Source organism: Sulfitobacter sp. W027, from assembly GCF_025143985.1.
In the GTDB taxonomy this organism is placed as follows: Bacteria; Pseudomonadota; Alphaproteobacteria; order Rhodobacterales; family Rhodobacteraceae; genus Sulfitobacter.
Genome location: NZ_CP083568.1, coordinates 23,147 through 41,318 on the forward strand (window position 1 = coordinate 23,147; position 18,172 = coordinate 41,318).

Consider the following 18,172-nt stretch of genomic DNA (forward strand, 5'->3'; position numbering starts at 1 on the left):
TGTGTCATGGGGGAGTTGTTTCTCAACTTGCCCCACAGGTAAAGAGCAAGTTGTAGGGCCGCTTGCCTTGCCCCGCTGGGGGGCTGGTGCTACCACCAGCGCTAGGTGCTAACGCTGCGCAAAGGGGTAACCATTGAGCCATCCGTACGTCATCTGGACCATGCGCAGGACCGGAGGCACGACGCTTGCCTCGCTGCTGAGTACCCTGTCAGAGCACAGGGGCGTTGAACATGAACCTTTCAACAATGAGCGAATGTACGGCCACATATCTCAGACGTTTGCGCAAACCTCGGATGCTGTCCAGCTGCGAACGGATCTGCAAAGCTGCTTGGCAGAGAGGCCGGTCATCAAACATTGTTACGAGCTGATGTCGCATGCCTTCAACGCCGTGCTTTTTGAAGTCAGCACAGCGTTGGGGTACCAGCATATCATTCTGGATCGGCGCAGTGAGACAGAGCGCATTCTGTCGCTGGAGCTAGCGCATCTGACAGGCGCCTGGGGCGGAGAGGCTGCGCAGAAGATTTATCCGGCTATTGAGACAGGTGAGATGGCCCTGCAACCGATCAACATGCAGCGCGCAGAGCGGCAGATGCGCCTGTGCAACACGCGTCGCCAAGAACTGGCACAGATAACGGATGATGCGGGGATTGCGCCTTTCGTCGTATATTTCGAGGATGTCTACAGCGACCCCGTCGCAGGGCGCGCGCTGATTGAGCGGTTGCTGGCGTTCTTGGGGATCCGGCCTGAAGAACACCCCGACTACGAACATCTAGTCAGTGATGCCTTATTGCGGCGCGGTCAGAATTCAGCGCGGATCCTACAGGCGGTGCCCGATGTCGATATGGCCGTAAAAAAGCTTGAAGCATTGCGCCGTGTACAAACCACTGCCTTCATGCCTTCCTGACAGAGACCATTCCTGCCGACTTGTTCATTGCCTGCTCAAGCTGACGCTGCAATGTGAACTCACGTTGAAGTGCAGTTCCGGCGCACCGTGGATGGTGGAATGTACGCTGCCTGTGCCGTGTTCAGATATGTTTTTTATTCTGCGCGGTTCTGTATTTCCATTAGGCTGCTTCAAAGACCTCAGCGGCATGTGGCTTCTATCGGATCCGGGCGTGCTTCTATCTGAAAAATGATTGCGTTTTAGCTCGCGGAATATCGTTGATCTGCAGCGCTTCAGAACGCGCGCCATCTCGTCGACTGGGACCTTAGCGTGCCTCCAGCGCTCTATCTTGCGTTGTTCTGTGATACTGAGTTGCTTGTAAACGGCTCCCATACCGACTCCTCCCGTAGCTTGCGGCGTTCATCCAAGTTCAGGTGAGGGTAGCAGCGTACCATTGATCAACTCCATGCAAGGTTCTGTTTGGATACAGAATTCGCACTTCTCTGTGAATCCACTTGGCTACAATGACAAATCCTATAAGGTTAGTTATGTGAAATGTATTCATATAGGAAGTCTCCAATTTTGAATTCAGTGTAAGGTCCCCATTGATAGTCGAAAATCCTAAGTAAAATCGGCTCTCCTCGGGCAGCCTCGATAACTACGTGAAAGTACAGGCAGTTGCTTCCAACGACGTCCTGTTTGGCAGTGGGATAAACATTAGCTCCATTGTTTTCGCTGAGTTCATTATGGAGCTCGAAGAGAAAACCGGGCTCGATATCGACATTGATGATCTCGACAGTTCGATCCGTACCGCGGGCGATCTTTATGATCGCTTGAATGTACTCTGAAGGCACGCACCCGGGGGCTGAATAGGGCCAGAAAAAGTTTGATGCGCCCTCAGAATTTCTGCAAGAAGCTGTGGAAGACCTCTCGCTTCGGGATTGTCGGTGGAAATCAAAGTGGGGATCGCGACATGGCCAAGGGTATGGGATTTATCGGGAACCAAGGAGCCCAGAAACAGGGAACCAAAGACAATACCGGCAACATCATTCATGGTCATGCGGCTCGCGCCATCTTTAACCAAAAGCAGAATATAAGCTCCGCCCAGACCCCGGAAAACCTCGACAAAATTCGCGCCGAAGTGAGCCATGTTGGATTTGTCGCTGCGACGATGCTGCATGTCGGTCAGGTGCCGGCCTATATTGACGCCCATGTGCGGCAGGCCGATTTCATCGAGGCCTTGGATTTGCCAGTGTGCACCTTCGGGTTCGGGTGTCATGCGCCCTTGGGTACCAGAATATCAGAGTCAGAGGTCGACGCGCGGTCCGTCCGGTTGCTGCGCGTTCTTGCCGAGCGCAGCAAAGCCGTTGCTGTAAGGGGGGCGTTTACCGCCGATCTTTGCGCGAAATACGGGGTTAAGAACGTGGAAGTCATGGGCTGCCAGTCCATCTACTATTCGGCCGCCCAGCATGCGCCCGGCGCTTTCCAGCATCACAGCACGACCGGGCGGCAGATGGCCAGCCTGTCAATGCTGCCTGACGAGACAGCGGTCGTGCGTTTCATGATCGAGAATGGCGTGGACTATATCGGGCAGAATGATCTTGTTCAGGAGAAGATCGTTCAGGGAGGGCTAAGTGCCACGGAGTTTGCAGCGGATCGAAGCCATTGGGTCCTACCGAGCATCCGCAAGGTGATCGATGCAGGATCAACCTCTGCTGAAGAGTATTACGCTTACGTCAAAGAGCATTTTCATGTTTTCTATGACGTCCCGAGCTGGGTCAATCACATCGCGGAAAGCTATGATTTTGCCTTCGGCACCCGTTTTCATGGCAACGTTGCAGCGCTTCAGGCTGGGGTTCCGGCGCTTTGGCTTGAGCACGACACGCGCCTTCAGGAGCTATGTGCCCATTTCGCATTGCCGAGCATCGCCCAACAGGATTTTGCACGGATCGGGTCGATGGACGAATTGAAGTCGCTTTGCGATTTCGGCCCCTTCGAGTTGCGCATGCCGCGGCTGATGGATGGTTTCCTGAGCTATCTCGACAAGAATGGTGTGATGCCATTTGTGGATCCGGCTTTTCTGCGCCAGTGTCAGAACTGGACTGGTGACCAAAGGGCCTTTGCATAGCCTATTAGGCACCGCATGGCAGAATTAAAGATCGCCGCTGCGATATTTAGGGTCTTGCGCCGGGCTTTTCTCCGTTGTGTCTTCTGCTGACAGGCTGCCCTTCCCGCTATTGTGCTGGATTGAAAAACAATCCCTGGGCGTAGCACAGCATTGGAGCTCGATTAGTCTTCAATTTGTATGCTACATATGGCGTGCCTCTGCCTCACAGCCTCTAAATATTGGAAACTGGCGTCGGGGGCAGGCAAGAAATTAAAACAGTGCGTGACCGCTGAAAAGTTGGAGCGTAACCTAAGGTCATTCGTGGATATCACCTTTGGCTTATAAAGATTATTCCCCTGCATCGCATAGACGGAGACTGTCATGACTGACCCGAAACTGCTGTCTGGCTTGTCAGAGATGCGCGAGGCCCGACGCGCCTGCCGGGGCCTGATGTGGTCAGCAGCTTTCTTCAGTATTTTCGTCAACCTTTTGATGCTCACGGGTCCGCTCTTCATGTTGCAGACCTACGATAGGGTTCTCGGTTCCCGTTCGGAGGCGACTTTGGTGGCGCTGTTCGCCGTGGTTGCCTTCCTGTTTCTGGTCATGGGGCTGGTCGATTGGGCGCGCAATCGTCTTTTGACGCGGATCGGTGCACGCTTTCAATCGAGGCTTGATCGTCGCGTTTTTGAAGCCATGCTCAAGAAGGCGGCGCTTGCGCAGGAGCGCGGCGAAAGTTCTAAAATGGATCAGCAGCTGAAAGATCTTGAAGCCGTACAGCGGTTCTATGCCTCCCCCGTGTTCTCGTCGCTTTTCGACATGCCTTGGGCGCCGATCTTTCTGATCGGGATTGCCTTTTTTCATCCGTGGTTGGGGGCGGCGGCTGTTGCAGGTGGCTCCATCTTAATCCTGTCAGCCATACTGAACCAAGTCTTCACCAAGACGGCATCCATCAAGTCTGCGGCCGCAAGCTATGTCTCGGACCGCTATTCCGAGCAGTTGCACACCGAGGCTGAAACGATCCGCAGCCTCGGCATGCAGTCCAACGCCTTCGAAAAGTGGTCAAAGACTCGGAACCGTGCCTTGGCACAAAGCGTGTCGGCGGCCGACAAAGGGGGCAGCTTCAGCAACTTCTCAAAGACGTTCCGCCTGTTTATGCAATCTGCGATGCTGGCGCTTGGGGCCTATCTAGTGTTGCTGGGTGAAATCACCCCGGGCGTAATGATTGCCGCGTCGATCCTGCTGGGACGCGCCCTGGCGCCCGTCGAGACGGTCGTCAACCAGTGGAGCACGGTGCAGCGCGCCAAACGGGGCTGGGATAGCTTGGTTGAGCTGCTGTCCAATGTTCCCGAAGATTCCGTGCAGGTCGAACTGCCCCGTCCTCGGGCGCGGATCGACATCCGACAGGTGACCGTAATCCCGCCTAAGGGACGGCAGGCAACCCTGCGCCTGATAAATTTCGAAATTCGCCCCGGAGAGGCGGTTGGGGTGATTGGGCCGAGTGGATCGGGGAAATCCACATTGGCCCGGGCCCTGACGGGGGTCTGGCCCCTGGCGGGGGGGAAGATCACCCTCGATGGTGCGCCGCTGAACCAGTACCATCCGACCAAACTGGCTGAGTATTTCGGCTATCTGCCGCAAAAGGTTTCCCTGTTCGACGGTACAGTCGCCGAGAACATCGCCCGTCTTTCGACAGATTACGACGATGAAAAAGTTGTCGCCGCAGCCAAGAAAGCGGCGGCGCATGAGATGATCTTAAAGCTGTCGCAGGGGTACAACACGCCGCTACACGCAATCAGCACTGAACTGTCAGGCGGCCAGATCCAGCGTCTAGGTTTGGCCCGAGCGCTTTACAGCGACCCGGTGTTGCTTGTGCTGGACGAGCCGAACTCGAATTTGGACAATGAAGGATCGACTGCATTGAACAACGCGATCGTGGCAATCAAGGCCGAAGGCGGAGCAGTGGTGATCATGGCGCACCGTCCAGCCGCGATCAAGGAATGTGAGAAACTTCTTGTCCTTGAGGAAGGGGCGCGCCGGGCATGGGGGCCGCGTGAAAAGGTGATGTCGGAAATGCTCACCAACTTCCAAACCCTTCGCACAGCCGCCAAAACGAACACCTCGGGAGGTGTAGTATGAGCGCATCGACTGGAAATAATCGCTTCAGGGCGGCCATACCGCTTGTGGTCGGCTTCGGTACGATCCTTTTGTTGCTAGGTGGGTTCACCTACTGGGCCGCACGCGCGCAGATCGACGGGGCCGTCGTGGCCTCGGGACGGATGGTCGTGGAACGTAACCGGCAAGCCGTTCAGCACCTGACCGGCGGCATCGTGGAGGAAATACTCGTCAGGGAAGGTGATAGTGTCGAAGAAGGCGAGCTGCTGGTTAGGCTAGATCCGACCCTTGCGCTGTCGGAACTCAAGATCGTTGAGGGGCAGCTCTATGAGCTTATGGCCCGCCGCGGCCGCCTTGAGGCGGAGCGCGACGAAGCCGATGAGATCACCTTCGACCCGCGCCTGATCGAGAGAGCCAAGAATGACCCGGACGTAGACGCCTTGATGAAGGGGCAGCAAAACCTTTTTGAAGCCCGTGCCGAAACATTGGAAAGCGCGGTTACGCAGTTGGGCAATCAACGACAGCAGTTGGAGGAGCAGATTCGAGGCATTACCGCGCAGTTGACCGCAACCGACCGGCAGATCGCGCTGGTAGACACAGAAATAGTGTCCCAACAGACCCTGCTGGACAAGGGGCTGGCGCAAAGCTCCCGCGTGCTGGCGCTTCAGCGCGAGGACGCACGGCTTGCTGGCGCTGTCGGAGATCTGACCGCCCGCCGCGCTCAGGCGTTGGAACGCAAGGCTGAGTTGACGATCCAGGAACTCCAGTACCGCGGCAACCGGCGCGAAGAGGCGATCTCGGTTCTGCGCGACCTGCAGTACAATGAGCTTGAGATGGCCGAACGCAGCCGCGCGTTGCAGACCCAACTCAACCAGATGGAAATTCGCGCACCCACCACCGGCATTGTTTACGACCTGAAAGTATACGGCCGCATGTCAGTGATCCGCCCGGCAGAGGCGTTGCTTTTCTTGGTGCCACAAGACCGCGCGCTGGTTATCGAAGCTCAAATTGATCCGATCAACGTAACGGATGTTCATGTGGCCCAAGACGTGATCCTGCGGTTCAGCGCATTTGACATGCGCGAGACCCCCGACCTTTTTGGCAAAGTCACCCAAGTGTCGCCGGATGCCTTCACTGACAGTCAGACTGGTCGCTCCTTTTACCGTGTCGAGATTGAGCTGCCCAAGGAAGAGCTGACCAAGCTCACAGCGGATCAGACGCTCATTCCGGGCATGCCGGTGGACGCATTCATCCGCACCGGAGAGCATACGCCGCTGACCTATCTAGTCTCGCCGCTCACGCGGTATTTTAACAAGGCGATGCGCGACAACGGCTGACCTTGCTTCCCGAGAGCCGAGCGGCGAAAGGCATCCCCCCTCCCTCTGGGGAGTTTAATTTGGGTAGGCGCCTACCTGCCTTGCGGAAATTCGTGTTCTTGAGGGCCGTGCGCAAGGGATGACGCCTTTATTTTGACCAGATTGCAAGGCATTCCCCGAGGTGAAATCGGCCGCTTTTGTGTCCAGCATGGAAACGATGAAAGGGCTTCGGCCCCGAAGTTTGTATGCGCATAAAAATAGGAATGAACATTCTTCGCGTGCCTTTATATATCTCTGTTTTTGGATTTCTGCTGCATATACTGCGACTCTTGCCGTAAATCAGCACGACTTTCGGAAAGGCGCTGCTCTTGAAGCGCTAATTTGATATCAAATTTTCACCGTGCGTTGGACTTATATTCCAAAGCGACACGCTCTTCGCGCTAAGCTGCGCAGGGCATTTGTTTCTTTTTTGGAAACGCACTGTCTCGGGCGATATGAAAATGAAGCGTTAATATACCCCCAAACGAGGGTAGTCCGGAATTCCTAAAAGTGGCTGAAATGAGGCAGGTGCCGTCATGACTTCGGCGTCTGAGTTCTAATCCGTATCTGGCCAGCGAATTTTGGTTATGCGGATATTTTTCAATCCTGAGGGGGATAAAATCATGGCTATTAAGACAAAGAACCAAGCATGGGCAATGAATCCAGCGACCTGGACCGGCTCAACGCCGAACTCTGATAACGGGGCCTTTGCCGATCATGTGAACCGCGGCAATGGTGGCAACGGAGACGACCACATCAGAGGCAATGACAACAGCAACACCATTTTTGGCGGCAACGGAAAAGATTTTCTTAATGGTGACGGTGGTGACGACTACCTCTGGGGTGACAACGGCGACGACGCTTTGATCGGCGGCTTCCCTAACGACCCAGACGATGGCGATGACCAACTGTCCGGTGGCGGTGGTGATGACGTGCTCGCTGGTGGTTCTGGCAATGACACGCTGATTGGTGGCGTGGGTCATGATCTGCTGATCGGGGGCTCCGGCAATGACGACCTTTACGGTCAAGAGGGCATGGACATCCTGCTCGGTGGCTCGGGACGCGACAGAATGCGCGGCGGTGACGGCGATGATTGCATGGCCGGTCAGTCGGGCAACGATACGATGCATGGCGATGATGGCGAAGACAAAATGTCCGGCGGCTCAGGCGATGACATCATGTACGGCGGCGCCGACAATGACACGATGTTCGGTAATGCCGGTGAGGACTATCTAAACGGTGGCACCGGTGACGACGTCATGGCTGGCGGTTCCGGCAACGACACGATGCGTGGCTTTGATGGTAATGACTTCATGCACGGCCAGGATGGCGATGATGTTCTCCTTGGTCAGCGTGGGGACGATATGATCCTTGGTGGCTGGGGTGACGACGTGATCCAGGGTGGCGGCGATGACGATGTCATCTTTGGTAACGAAGGTAACGACGTGATCGAAGGTAACGACAACGCTGACTGCATCGAAGGCGGTGCGGGCAATGACCTGATTTTTGGTGATAACGCAGACCTTCAGCCGGCTCAAGGCGAGGCCAGTGATACCATCAATGGTGGCTCAGGTAATGATACGATCTTTGGCGGCGAAGACGATGACGTTGTCGAAGGTGGGGAAGGTGCGGACCGGATCATGGGCGGCACTGGGAACGACACCCTAGCTGGCAATGACGGTAATGATTTCATCCGCGGCGATGAGGGCAACGATCATATCCGCGGCAACGACGGCAACGATGTCCTATCCGGTAGTGAGGGTGACGACATCATTAATGGCGACGGTGGCAACGACCAAATCTTTGGTGGTGAAGGCGACGACTGTCTGGCCGGTGACGATGGTAAAGATGTTGTCACGGGCGGCGTAGGTAACGACACCATTGATGGGGGTGACGGTGCCGATAATCTAGACGGTGGTCTGGGTAACGACTATGTCTTCGGCGGCAGCGGCAATGACCGCATCTGGGGTGACAAAGGCGAAGCTGAAGGTGGTAACGACACGCTGCTGGGTGGCGAAGGCGATGACCTTCTGGACGGTGGTAAAGGCACTGACTGTCTGATCGCCGACGCGGGAAAAGACATCCTAACCGGTGGTGGTGACGGTGACGATTTTGTCTTCGGTCACGGTGTGGACCTGAACGGTGACGGTGATTGCGACGATAAGGGCGAAACCCAGCTCGACTTCGGGGAGCGGAACGTCATCACCGACTTCGATGACGACCAGCAAGATCGTATTGTCTTCCACTCTGAGTTCGAAGGTACCTTGTCTGCCGTAATCATGAACAACGGCGAGGATATCTTCATCACATCCAGCTTGGGTGGTTCTGTCATTGTCCGAGGTCTGGTTAACGAGCTGGAAGGCCTCGACCCAAGTAACCCCTTCTTCAACAATGATATGCTGATCGATTTCCTTACCAATACCGGCGAAGATGGTGATGGCAAAGGTGTCATCTACTTCGAAGACAAATGCATCGCGCCGATCGATTGCGATGCCGATCAGGCAGTAGCTAACTGCGAAGTGGAATTGCCGCTTGTTCAAGGCTGCATCGAAGAGCTGTCCACGGATGCAATTGGTGACACCTCCATTTCGACTACAGAAGCGCAGATCGCTGACTTCTTCGTTGAAGAGGATGCGAATGTGTGGCTGTCGGGCAACCTGCTCGGTGTTGACCTGTTTGCTGAATAAGAGGGACTTCGGGGACTGCCGCAAGGCGGTCCCTTTCTCTAAAAGAACAAGGCGACCTCGTTCGTTGTGGCCGCCTTTACCGGGAAGGATCGTGCGCGGGACTCTAAAAGTCTATTGCACGTCCCCCGGGCACCGCCTTCGCAAGGAGGCGGTGCTTCATTTTTTTCAGATCAAAAAGTCGTCCCACACCTCTGCGAGGGTTGCGTTTCTGATGATCAGAGCATCGGCATTACCGAGGTCAAAGAACAAGTCTGCACCGTATTCTTTGGCGCGGGCCGCGAGTGGGGAAGCATTATCTAAGTTGAAAGCCTGAAAATCCAGAACGTCTATATTGTCCTGAAAATCAAGCACGACATCAATATTCATGCCCGGTGCAAAGACGAATGTATCGCTGCCTTCGTTGCCGACCAGCCAGTCTGTACCCGCTTGCCCTTCAAGAGTATCGTGACCGGTGCCGCCAACCAGTACATCGTTTCCCGATCGGCCCTGTATCCAGTCATCCCCGGCCCAGCCGTCGATCCGATTTGATGACCCGTCACCGCGCAGGTCGTCATCATGCCGCGACCCGGTGACACCTTCAATTGAGATATAGACATCGCCACGCGCCTCACCGGCATTTTTGTCCGGTGCAGCCATATCGACATTTATTGCAGATGCCGCAGTCCTATAATCGGCAATATCTATGCCTTGCCCCCCGTCAAGCCGATCCGCACCCTGCCCGCCACGCAGTTTGTCGTTGCCATTGCCACCCAAGAGGGTATCCGAACCGGCTTTTGCCACCAGAACATCGTTGCCATCCAGACCGCGCAGTTCTTCGTTGGCATCCGAACCTAAGATCAGATCCCCACCATTGGTACCCGAAATTATCTCGGGGCTAGGTGGTGCTGGGGGAGTAGGTGAGGTGCCGCCGTTATCAAGGAGAACCTGCCCGTCGGTAGCGGCGAAGTTCTGGGTAATCATCACCATGGGATACCCGTTGTAATCCCCGATCTCGATTCCTATTCCGACGTAGTCATAGTTGGTATTAAGGATGTTCGCCCGATGGCCGGGACTGTCCATCAACCTGTCGTGGATGTCCTCGACATCATCAGAATAGCCCACAGCCCCCCGGCTACTTTGCATGCCGATATTCTCGCCTGACCGCCAACTTCCTGAGAAATCAAAATCTGCCGCAGTCATACGGTCTGTGGCCGAACTGCCCCCTGCCCCGGTATGCGAAAACACATCCTGTGTCAGCATCCATTGGCTGTGATCTTCGGCGGCCGAATTCAGCCGTTGTTCGAGCTGTAGGTCAGGCAAGCCCGCTGCCCGCCGCTCTTGGTTAATTAGATTTAGCATCTCTCGCTCAAGTTCACTTGCAATCGACATCGGCTGCCCTTTTCTCTGTCCCTAGCTGCGGAGGGTAACTGGCATGGGGCAAAAAACCGGACAATAGTGCCTACAGGCTTGGTCGAATACTTGCCTATTTTGTTGCTGAGATGGCGTCATTCCGCCTGCTTTGAACGGGAAAAAGCGGAATGATGGACATATTACGCGCCCAGATCGGCTAATCAGACACTAATACAACTTAATGTTGCGTGCAGGCGAGAGGTCCAATACCTGTCGCTCTTGGGAAAATCGATTGATAGTAGAGACTGATCAACTGACTCTGCCGATGAGTATCCGTTTTAACGAAGATCTGCTTCATGTAGCTGCGGACTGTTGCCACCGACAACCCGGTCTCTTCCGCGGTCTGGGCAACAGTCCACCCCCCTATGATGCCCAGTGCGACCTTCCGCTCAGAGGCCGTCAGTTCAAATGTGTCAAAGAAAGACTTGCATAACTTCTCATGATCCACTTGCTCGGTCTCGAACAGGATCAGGGCAAGTGGCGAAGATGAGTTGATCAGAGGGGTGACCAACAAAATCTGTGAGCCTTCCCTTCCTCCGGCGATCGAAACGGTTGAGGTTCTCTTCTCTGCTGAGGTCGCCGCGGAAATCGCGAGATGTAATGCGGTCAGATCGGATGGTTCAGCCACGAAACGATTGTTTTCAATGCGGAGGCCCAAAACACAGCCGCCTCCATCCTTTTTGTGACGTCCGTCGTGAACGATTTCTCCCGTTTCGCTGACGACAGCAATGCTCAGGGAAAGCGCCTGAGTTGCAGACTGCAGAATCTTTTCCTGCCATGCCGTCTGCGACATTATCAGCTGGTTCAACTGCAACTGGACATATGCCATGCCCATCTTAACCATCCTCTGGGGCATATCAGGCCCCTGACCTGGGCATTGCTTGAAGGCGATGACAGGTGCCAACCTGCCGGCGAGTTCGCCCACGCAGATTTGGTAACAACCAGCGCTGATCCAGATATGGTCCCCGTCCATGATATCGGCAACCGTGTCTTGCTGGTAGCCTTCGGTTCGACAGTTGACCGTAAAATGCAAAGCAAGGCGTAATTTCACCGCCTTAATCAGATCACTGAGGTCTTCTTCACCTGCGCCGTGGCTTCTACCAACCCAAGATTCAACAATCCTTTTTGATCTTACGTCGACGAAAGCCATGAGGATGAATGGAAGGTTTATTGATTGGCAGAATGAATTGGCAAAATCCACCTTCGCGCCGTTAACTTTAGCCCTCTTCCGAAATACGTGCATTATAATTTCCTTCCAGGAAATCTCTATACAGATAGGAATCAGTAATTAATAAAATAATCGTCAGAAATAAGTTCAATATTACCCATTGCGCGCACTAAGAATGCGTGCTGAGCAGACAAGTCAAGACATTGATATGGAAAGCTAAAATCGGCACTTTCCTTAAATTGCATTTCTTATTCTAAGTTGACCCTACGTATTGCTTTTGGCAGCTTAAAAACCTGTCATACTCAGAATAAGGTAGTCCCCCTCAATTGAGGGTATATTAGCGAAATTTAGCCTATCGGGCAACACTTCTGAAATTTCTCAAAAGCCAATATCGGCCCCTTCTATAAAGCCTGAACGACTTGCTTCTACTTCAGGTTATGCTCTGTTTGGTTTTATTTCGGTGGCCTGAACCCCGACCATTGACGTTTATAAATGAGATTATTCAATTACGACAATTGGATAGACATCAGTCGCTCTAAATCCGCTTAGGAAGACCTTCATGGTGCCGATCGTCGAGCGCCGATACCCCCAAATGGGGGGCGCAACTTTAGAGAGATATTTTTCTAGGTCTGGTCTTTCGCAAAATCAGCCTGCCAAGTGTGAAATTCGTTAATACCTTGGTCATATCGCGTTATTTTGCCTTGGGCATTCGAATCAGTGACGGTTTGGAACGATTGCCTTTTAGGCTGCGCTAGAAAGCAGCTCAAGCTCCCTAGCTGTGTAAAGATCAGTCGGTGGCTTTGTCGGATGCTGGGCGTACAAGCCTTAAGATCTTTGCGCAGGCCGCACCCTCATAAGGGTCGTACCCGGGCGCACAGCCCCTGTTTGCTCACGGCGCAAATCTTTCCGTGCAAAACGGTGGATCAGCTGCGGAGGTGTCAATTGTCTGCTTCTCCGGACGTTGTTAGTCCTAATGCAATGTCTTACAGGTGGACATGAAGGGGATCAGTACCGTGCAAGACGATTTGACTCAATTCGATGAGGCCTGCGGCGTCGAGGTCTCTGCCTACGGCTGGAATGATGATAGTTGGAGCGAGCCCAGCAGCTTCTTACAGATACATTCCGTAGATTCTGTATGGGCCTCCCTCTTCATTCCCGAGACAGACACTAAACGCCAAACGAAACTGGTAGCCTTGTTCGATGGCGGTACTTGCAGGGTGGTCAAAGTCACGCGCGGCGAGGTTTCCAAAGTCGGGCCTTTTGTGCCGATCGACGGAAAAATTGATCTTCATGTGGTCTGTGAATACCCCGAAGCAAACAGTTTTGGCGACAAACGGAAACTGGGCGTAATTGTTCAGCTGGAAGACGCAGATAACCGCAAACATCGCGTGGAACTGAAGGCATTGAAGACAACCTTCGTTCCCCCTCTGAACCATCCCGATGCCCAGCTCGTGGCACTTGAATTTGATTACGACTTCTACCTCCAGCAGTTTGCGCCGGAAGACCGTCCAGACAATGCGTTGATGCACTATCTCCTGCTTGGATGGCACAGTGGTTTCGACCCCAACCCGCAATTTTCCGTGGCCGAGTTCAGCATGGAAGCCTCTGCGGCCGAGACGCTAGAGCGCAACCCTCTTGCCCTCGACATTTTGAAGCGTAAGCCGTTCGGGAATTCGCAAAGCGATGATCTAGCTTTGGATTTTCCTTTGGACGAAAAACTACAAGCGCTTTGGCAGTCGCTTGCTGGGGCAGCTTCTGAGCAGCGCCCCGACTTCAGGTTCGACGCAGAATTTTATCAAGAACAACACAGGAATGTCGTGTTGGACGGCATGTCTTTACAAGAGCATTTCCTGCCCTACGGCCTTAAGGGAAACGCTACGAGAAACCTCTATGGGCTGGTAGGGAGCAAGATTTCAGGATTGAAACAGAAAATCCTGGACCTGTTAAATCATGAAGAGTTGACGACCCTGATTGAGGAGAATTACCCCGACGCGCTGGAGTTGGTGTTTGAACTTCTTGCGCAGGGCGCTCCGGTAGATCAGAGCATCTCAGACTTTTCCTCAGAACACTACTTGGAAAACTACAAAGATGTTCGCGAGGCGGGTACAATCCCCATCCTGCATTACCTTGGGCACGGGTTCCGCGAAGGCAGGCAAACCTTGGCGACATTGCGCTCACACATGTCCATCGGCCAGCAAACCTTTGATCCCTCATTGCCAACTTGCCTGATCTGTACACATGATTTCTCTAAGACCGGGGCTCCGATGGTGGCGCTCGACATGGTCAAGGAAGCCAGTCTCACACATAATGTCATCGTCGCATCCTTACGCCCCGGAGAACTTCAGCTTGCCTTTGCGCCCTACTGCATGGTGATGTTGGCCACTGGCACCCCTTTCGAGGAGTTCGGCTATTTCAACCACGCGGCGCTCGACAAGATCGACTTCGCGATCCTGAATTCGGTAGAATCTTGGCCTTTCACAAAACTTCTGGTGAGCCGGAACATCCCCTTTGCCTCCTATATTCATGAATATACCGACTACACGCGCCCCGCGTATAAGAGTAAATTTATCTGCTGGTTTTCAGATGTGATCGTTTATTCGTCGGACGCCGTCCGCGATAGCTGGAACCCGGCGCTGCGCGAAGTTGCTTTTGACACCGCGCGTGACAGCTTTGTTATTCCACAGCACCGCTTGGTCGAGGGGGGCGTCACGCAGGCCGACTATCAGGACGCCCGCGCCAAGCTATCGGATATCTTAGGAATAGATTGTACGGACCGCCGGATCATTTATGGCGCTGGCCAGATTCAGATCCGCAAAGGGACGGACCTGTTCGTGATGACAGCCCAGCAAGCTGCGGCCCTAGATCCCAAAGCGATATTCATCTGGATTGGAGATGGCTACAATCACGAAGACCTCACATTTGGGGTTTGGCTGGATAAGCACATGCGCGAAGCCCATGTGAACGCAAAAGACTCCAACCTGTTCTTCCTTCCCGCTGGCCCCTACTACCTTGATATCTGCAGGGCGGCCGATGCCATGTTCATGTCGTCGCGCATCGATCCGCTGCCCAATGTCGTCTTCGACGCAACCCGCCACGGCACGGCTGTGATCCTGTTCGAGGGATCCTCGGGGTTCGATGACGCGATCTATTCGAAATCCCCGCTGTTGCACCGCGTGGGTTTCGGCAGGCTGGACAGCGCCTGTGCGGCACTTCTCTCAGCGCCGCGGAAAGCTATGCAGTCCTTCGGCCTGATGAGCACAGCCGAGGGACAGTTGCAGAGGCCAATCGAGGATGATCAAACCTCCACATTTTCCCCGTTCCACGAGATAAGTAGCAGGCTTGAAACCCACTTGGCGGAAAAGCGTGACACGCGGCCGCAAGAAGACTTGTACGACCTGCCGATGATGTACTCCACTGATGAGGCCCATACGGAGTTCCGAAAGCTTGAGCGCGCAAAGACCCGCCAATACGGGCGCCGGATGATCTGGAACTCTCCCGATGAAGCGATGGCAGCCGCGTCAACAACGGGCGGCTGGATGCATGAAGGAACTGAGATATGCATCTACGGGGACCTCGACGAAACGGCTAAACTGCCTGCGTTTTCGATCCACAATCATGCCTTCTATCTCGACGGTCTTGAAGAAGAAATTGCCGACTACGGCTTTTACAAGCATGCGCAGCGCATCGTCTTTACCACCGACAGCCAGAATAAGGCACGGCGGATCGCGAGCATTGGCAAAAGACATGACTTAAAAATCGAAATAATCGTCGTGCCAAACCAAGGCAGGGACATATTGCCTTTTATCAATCTGGTGACTGAGGACACGGCGGGCGCGGACGAGGATATCTGGTGCCACATCCACCGTAAGAAATCCATTCAATCCGCTGCTACGGGGGATATTTGGTGGTCCTTCCTGATGAAGGTGCTAACAGGCGGGAAGCAGAACCTTTCCACGGCACTGCAGGAAATCAGCAAGGACGGTGTGGGGTTGGTGACCGCTTTTGACCCCTATATCGTAGGCTGGGACGACTCCGCGCGCCTACTGCCCCGGTTTTCCGACCGCTTCCCGCATCCGCTGCCCGCGCATCCGGTGCTGTTTCCCGTTGGGAACATGTTCTGGGTCAAGGCCGGGGTCGTGCGCCAGATGAAGGCGATCTTTGGCGACAACTACCCATGGCCAAACGAGCCGATCGCCAATGACGGCACGGAGTACCACCTCATCGAGCGTCTATGGCCGGCAGCCGTGAAAATGGTTGGACTGTCTTCGCGCTTTATGGACAAAAAGGGACAGCAGCGTGCATAGACAGAAAATGTTTGGATGGCGGCCGACATGGTACTCCCATTGGCGGAATGAACCGGCGAAAACAGGAGGCTCCGACGCGTGAAAGTCATATTCCATATTGGGATGGGGAAGACGGGCACCAGTTCAATCCAAACGTCCCTGCGCCAGAATGCCGAGCTTCTTCAGGAAAATAATGCCTGCTACCTTGGCATGTGGTTCGATTTCATTGATCCCGCCTTCAACCGTATTGATGGATTCCACAGGTTTGCACATGAGGAACCTGATGCCCTGCGCGCCCATGCAGAAACTTTCGTCGAGGTTCTCGAAAAAAAAGGCAACGCGCTTTACATTCACTCTAACGAGGGAATTTTCGGCTTGGCCGATAGGATGGAACCTTTCTTTTCGGCGTTGATCGAAAAAGGGGTAGATGTCTCCATCCTTACCTATATGCGCCCTCCGCACGACTGGCTGCCGTCAGCCTTCACCCAGTGGAACATCCGCCACAAGCAACAAAAAGGCCCCGTGCAAACATTTGCCACACGCGCGCCCACCCTATTGGGGGTCTATGCTGCCGCGCAGATCTGGCACAGGAATTTCCCTAATCACTTTGAAGCGCGGCTCTACGACAAGGGGATGGACGTTGTATCTGACTTCGCCGGGGTCGTGGGCTTGCCGCTGGTACCTCCTCAGACCCGCAGCTTGGAACGCAGCTCAGATGCGGAGACAGTCCTGCGTGCTCTGTTCAACGATCGCTTCGAAAGCCCGGTGATGCCGGAGTTGTTCAACAACACGGTTATGCAAGGCCATGGTGGATTGCCGCGTACGATCGACGAGATGATCGGCCGCACTTTGGACTTTGAAGGTCTCGATGAAATCGTCGCAGACCGGGCCGAACTTTTTGCCTATATCAAAGATGAGATTGGTCTGGACCTTCGGGCAGACTCTCCGTCTGGACCGCGCAAAGAGATAGACCGTGAGACCATTCATCGCAAACTCATGGATTACCTTGTGTTTATCACCCTTGAGCAATCCCTACAGATCAGGAAGCTAAAGAAAGAGGTGGCCGAAATAAAAGTTAACATTGGCGCACCGGATTCCTGATATGCATCGCGCGCTTGTCATCGGTGGCGGCGGCTTTATCGGTCAGCATCTCGTGCGGGCTTTGAAAAAGCGGTATGAGGTGGCGGTGCTCGATTTTGCCTCCCCCCCCGCAAACCAGATGGATGTTGACTGGGTGATGGGATCAATCACCGACAGCACCTTGGTGGCCTCTGCTGTCGATGGCTGCGATTCAGTCGTCTTTCTGGCCAATGCCTCCCTGCCTGGCTCGTCTCAAGGCGATTTCGAACGCGAGGCCACAGGACATATTGGCGCCACCCTACGCGTGGCAGAAATCTGCAAGGATCAAGGCGTTAAGAGGTTTCTCTTCGCCTCCTCAGGGGGCACTGTTTATGGCTACGATTCGCCGCCCGGCGGCCTGACTGAACACAGTCCGACTTGGCCTTTAAATGGCTACGGTGTCTCTAAGCTCTCAATCGAACATTACCTGCGGTTGATGAACACCCAAGGGCCCATGCGCACCCTATCGCTCAGGCTGTCCAACCCCTATGGCGAAGGTCAGCGCGCGCTTCGCGCGCAAGGCGTGGTTGCGGCAGCCATGCAAAATACAATGGCAGGCACGGTTATGCCTATTTGGGGCGATGGAAGTGTCGAGCGGGACTTTATCCACGTCGAGGACGTCGCCGCAGCATTTCTGTCGGGTCTTTCCTATAACGGAGATGCAAATGTCGTTAATATCGGCTCGGGTAAGGCCCTTTCGATCAAAGATATCCTAAAACTCACGCGCTATTACACCGGGCGCGACCTCACTGTCGATTTTCAACCCAACCGCCATATTGACGTTCACCGCAACGTCCTATGTATCGCCCGCGCCCGTGAAGAGTTGGGATGGTCCCCGCAAATCGATATCGACCAAGGAATGGAACGTACCGCCCTATGGTGGCAAGAACTCTGAAGTGAAGCAGCGCCATGTCTCACTCCGACATCTACCGGATTTGCATTCCGCGCCAATGGCCGAGGCATCCGAGCAAGGTTTCCCCTTAGCAGCACCATGGTACACACGCCTGTGCCCATGCGCCTAATCTCAAACCAGAATCGCCGCTCCGTCCAGAGCCAAGAGCGTTGCGGC

General features: G+C 54.4%; 12 protein-coding genes. 9 read left to right on the top strand and 3 right to left on the bottom strand.

Features of this window, described 5'->3' with window-relative positions; genetic code table 11:
• The first annotated feature begins 133 nt into the window (after positions 1–133).
• Positions 134–904 carry a hypothetical protein gene (locus tag K3759_RS20055; protein WP_259986653.1) on the top strand — a complete coding sequence of 257 codons (771 nt, stop codon included), beginning with the start codon at positions 134–136 and terminating at the stop codon, positions 902–904.
• A 24-nt stretch (positions 905–928) separates the two neighbouring features.
• On the opposite strand, the gene K3759_RS20060 is transcribed toward K3759_RS20055, so the two are convergent.
• On the bottom strand, positions 929–1,276 hold the full coding sequence (locus tag K3759_RS20060) for a helix-turn-helix domain-containing protein (protein ID WP_259986655.1): 348 nt from the start codon (positions 1,274–1,276) through the stop codon (positions 929–931).
• A 269-nt stretch (positions 1,277–1,545) separates the two neighbouring features.
• Between K3759_RS20060 and K3759_RS20065 the strand changes: the two genes are divergently transcribed.
• The 5 genes from K3759_RS20065 to K3759_RS20085 all read left to right on the top strand — a co-directional run bounded on the left by K3759_RS20065 (position 1,546) and on the right by K3759_RS20085 (position 9,144).
• Positions 1,546–1,731 (top strand): phosphopantetheine-binding protein, encoded by a 186-nt coding sequence (locus K3759_RS20065; protein WP_259986656.1) that lies wholly within the window; start codon positions 1,546–1,548, stop codon positions 1,729–1,731.
• 125 nt (positions 1,732–1,856) lie between these two features.
• The gene (locus K3759_RS20070; RefSeq protein WP_259986657.1) at positions 1,857–3,011 is read left to right on the top strand and encodes a polysaccharide pyruvyl transferase family protein; all 1,155 of its coding nucleotides are present in this window, start codon (positions 1,857–1,859) and stop codon (positions 3,009–3,011) included.
• Positions 3,012–3,371: 360 nt separating this feature from the next.
• Positions 3,372–5,126 carry a type I secretion system permease/ATPase gene (locus K3759_RS20075; protein WP_259986659.1) on the top strand — a complete coding sequence of 585 codons (1,755 nt, stop codon included), beginning with the start codon at positions 3,372–3,374 and terminating at the stop codon, positions 5,124–5,126.
• On the top strand, positions 5,123–6,439 hold the full coding sequence (locus tag K3759_RS20080; RefSeq protein WP_259986661.1) for an HlyD family type I secretion periplasmic adaptor subunit: 1,317 nt from the start codon (positions 5,123–5,125) through the stop codon (positions 6,437–6,439). The genes K3759_RS20075 and K3759_RS20080 overlap by 4 nt, the downstream gene beginning before the upstream one ends.
• Positions 6,440–7,080: 641 nt before the next feature.
• On the top strand, positions 7,081–9,144 hold the full coding sequence (locus K3759_RS20085) for a calcium-binding protein (protein ID WP_259986663.1): 2,064 nt from the start codon (positions 7,081–7,083) through the stop codon (positions 9,142–9,144).
• Between the two features lie 165 nt (positions 9,145–9,309).
• Here K3759_RS20085 and K3759_RS20090 read toward each other — a convergent pair whose 3' ends face one another.
• Complete coding sequence (locus tag K3759_RS20090; protein WP_259986665.1) at positions 9,310–10,512, bottom strand: CAP domain-containing protein; 1,203 nt, start codon at positions 10,510–10,512, stop codon at positions 9,310–9,312.
• A gap of 199 nt (positions 10,513–10,711) precedes the next feature.
• Positions 10,712–11,776 (bottom strand): helix-turn-helix transcriptional regulator, encoded by a 1,065-nt coding sequence (locus tag K3759_RS20095; protein WP_259986666.1) that lies wholly within the window; start codon positions 11,774–11,776, stop codon positions 10,712–10,714.
• A 938-nt stretch (positions 11,777–12,714) separates the two neighbouring features.
• On the opposite strand from K3759_RS20095, the gene K3759_RS20100 reads away from it, so the two are divergent.
• The 3 genes from K3759_RS20100 to K3759_RS20110 all read left to right on the top strand — a co-directional run bounded on the left by K3759_RS20100 (position 12,715) and on the right by K3759_RS20110 (position 17,998).
• Positions 12,715–16,005, top strand: a complete 3,291-nt coding sequence (locus tag K3759_RS20100) for a rhamnan synthesis F family protein (protein WP_259986616.1) — start codon at positions 12,715–12,717, stop codon at positions 16,003–16,005.
• A 78-nt stretch (positions 16,006–16,083) separates the two neighbouring features.
• Complete coding sequence (locus K3759_RS20105; RefSeq protein ID WP_259986618.1) at positions 16,084–17,085, top strand: hypothetical protein; 1,002 nt, start codon at positions 16,084–16,086, stop codon at positions 17,083–17,085.
• 1 nt (position 17,086) lies between these two features.
• Positions 17,087–17,998: an NAD-dependent epimerase/dehydratase family protein gene (locus tag K3759_RS20110; protein WP_259986620.1), complete on the top strand. Its 912-nt coding sequence runs from the start codon at positions 17,087–17,089 to the stop codon at positions 17,996–17,998.
• Positions 17,999–18,172: the final 174 nt, after the last annotated feature.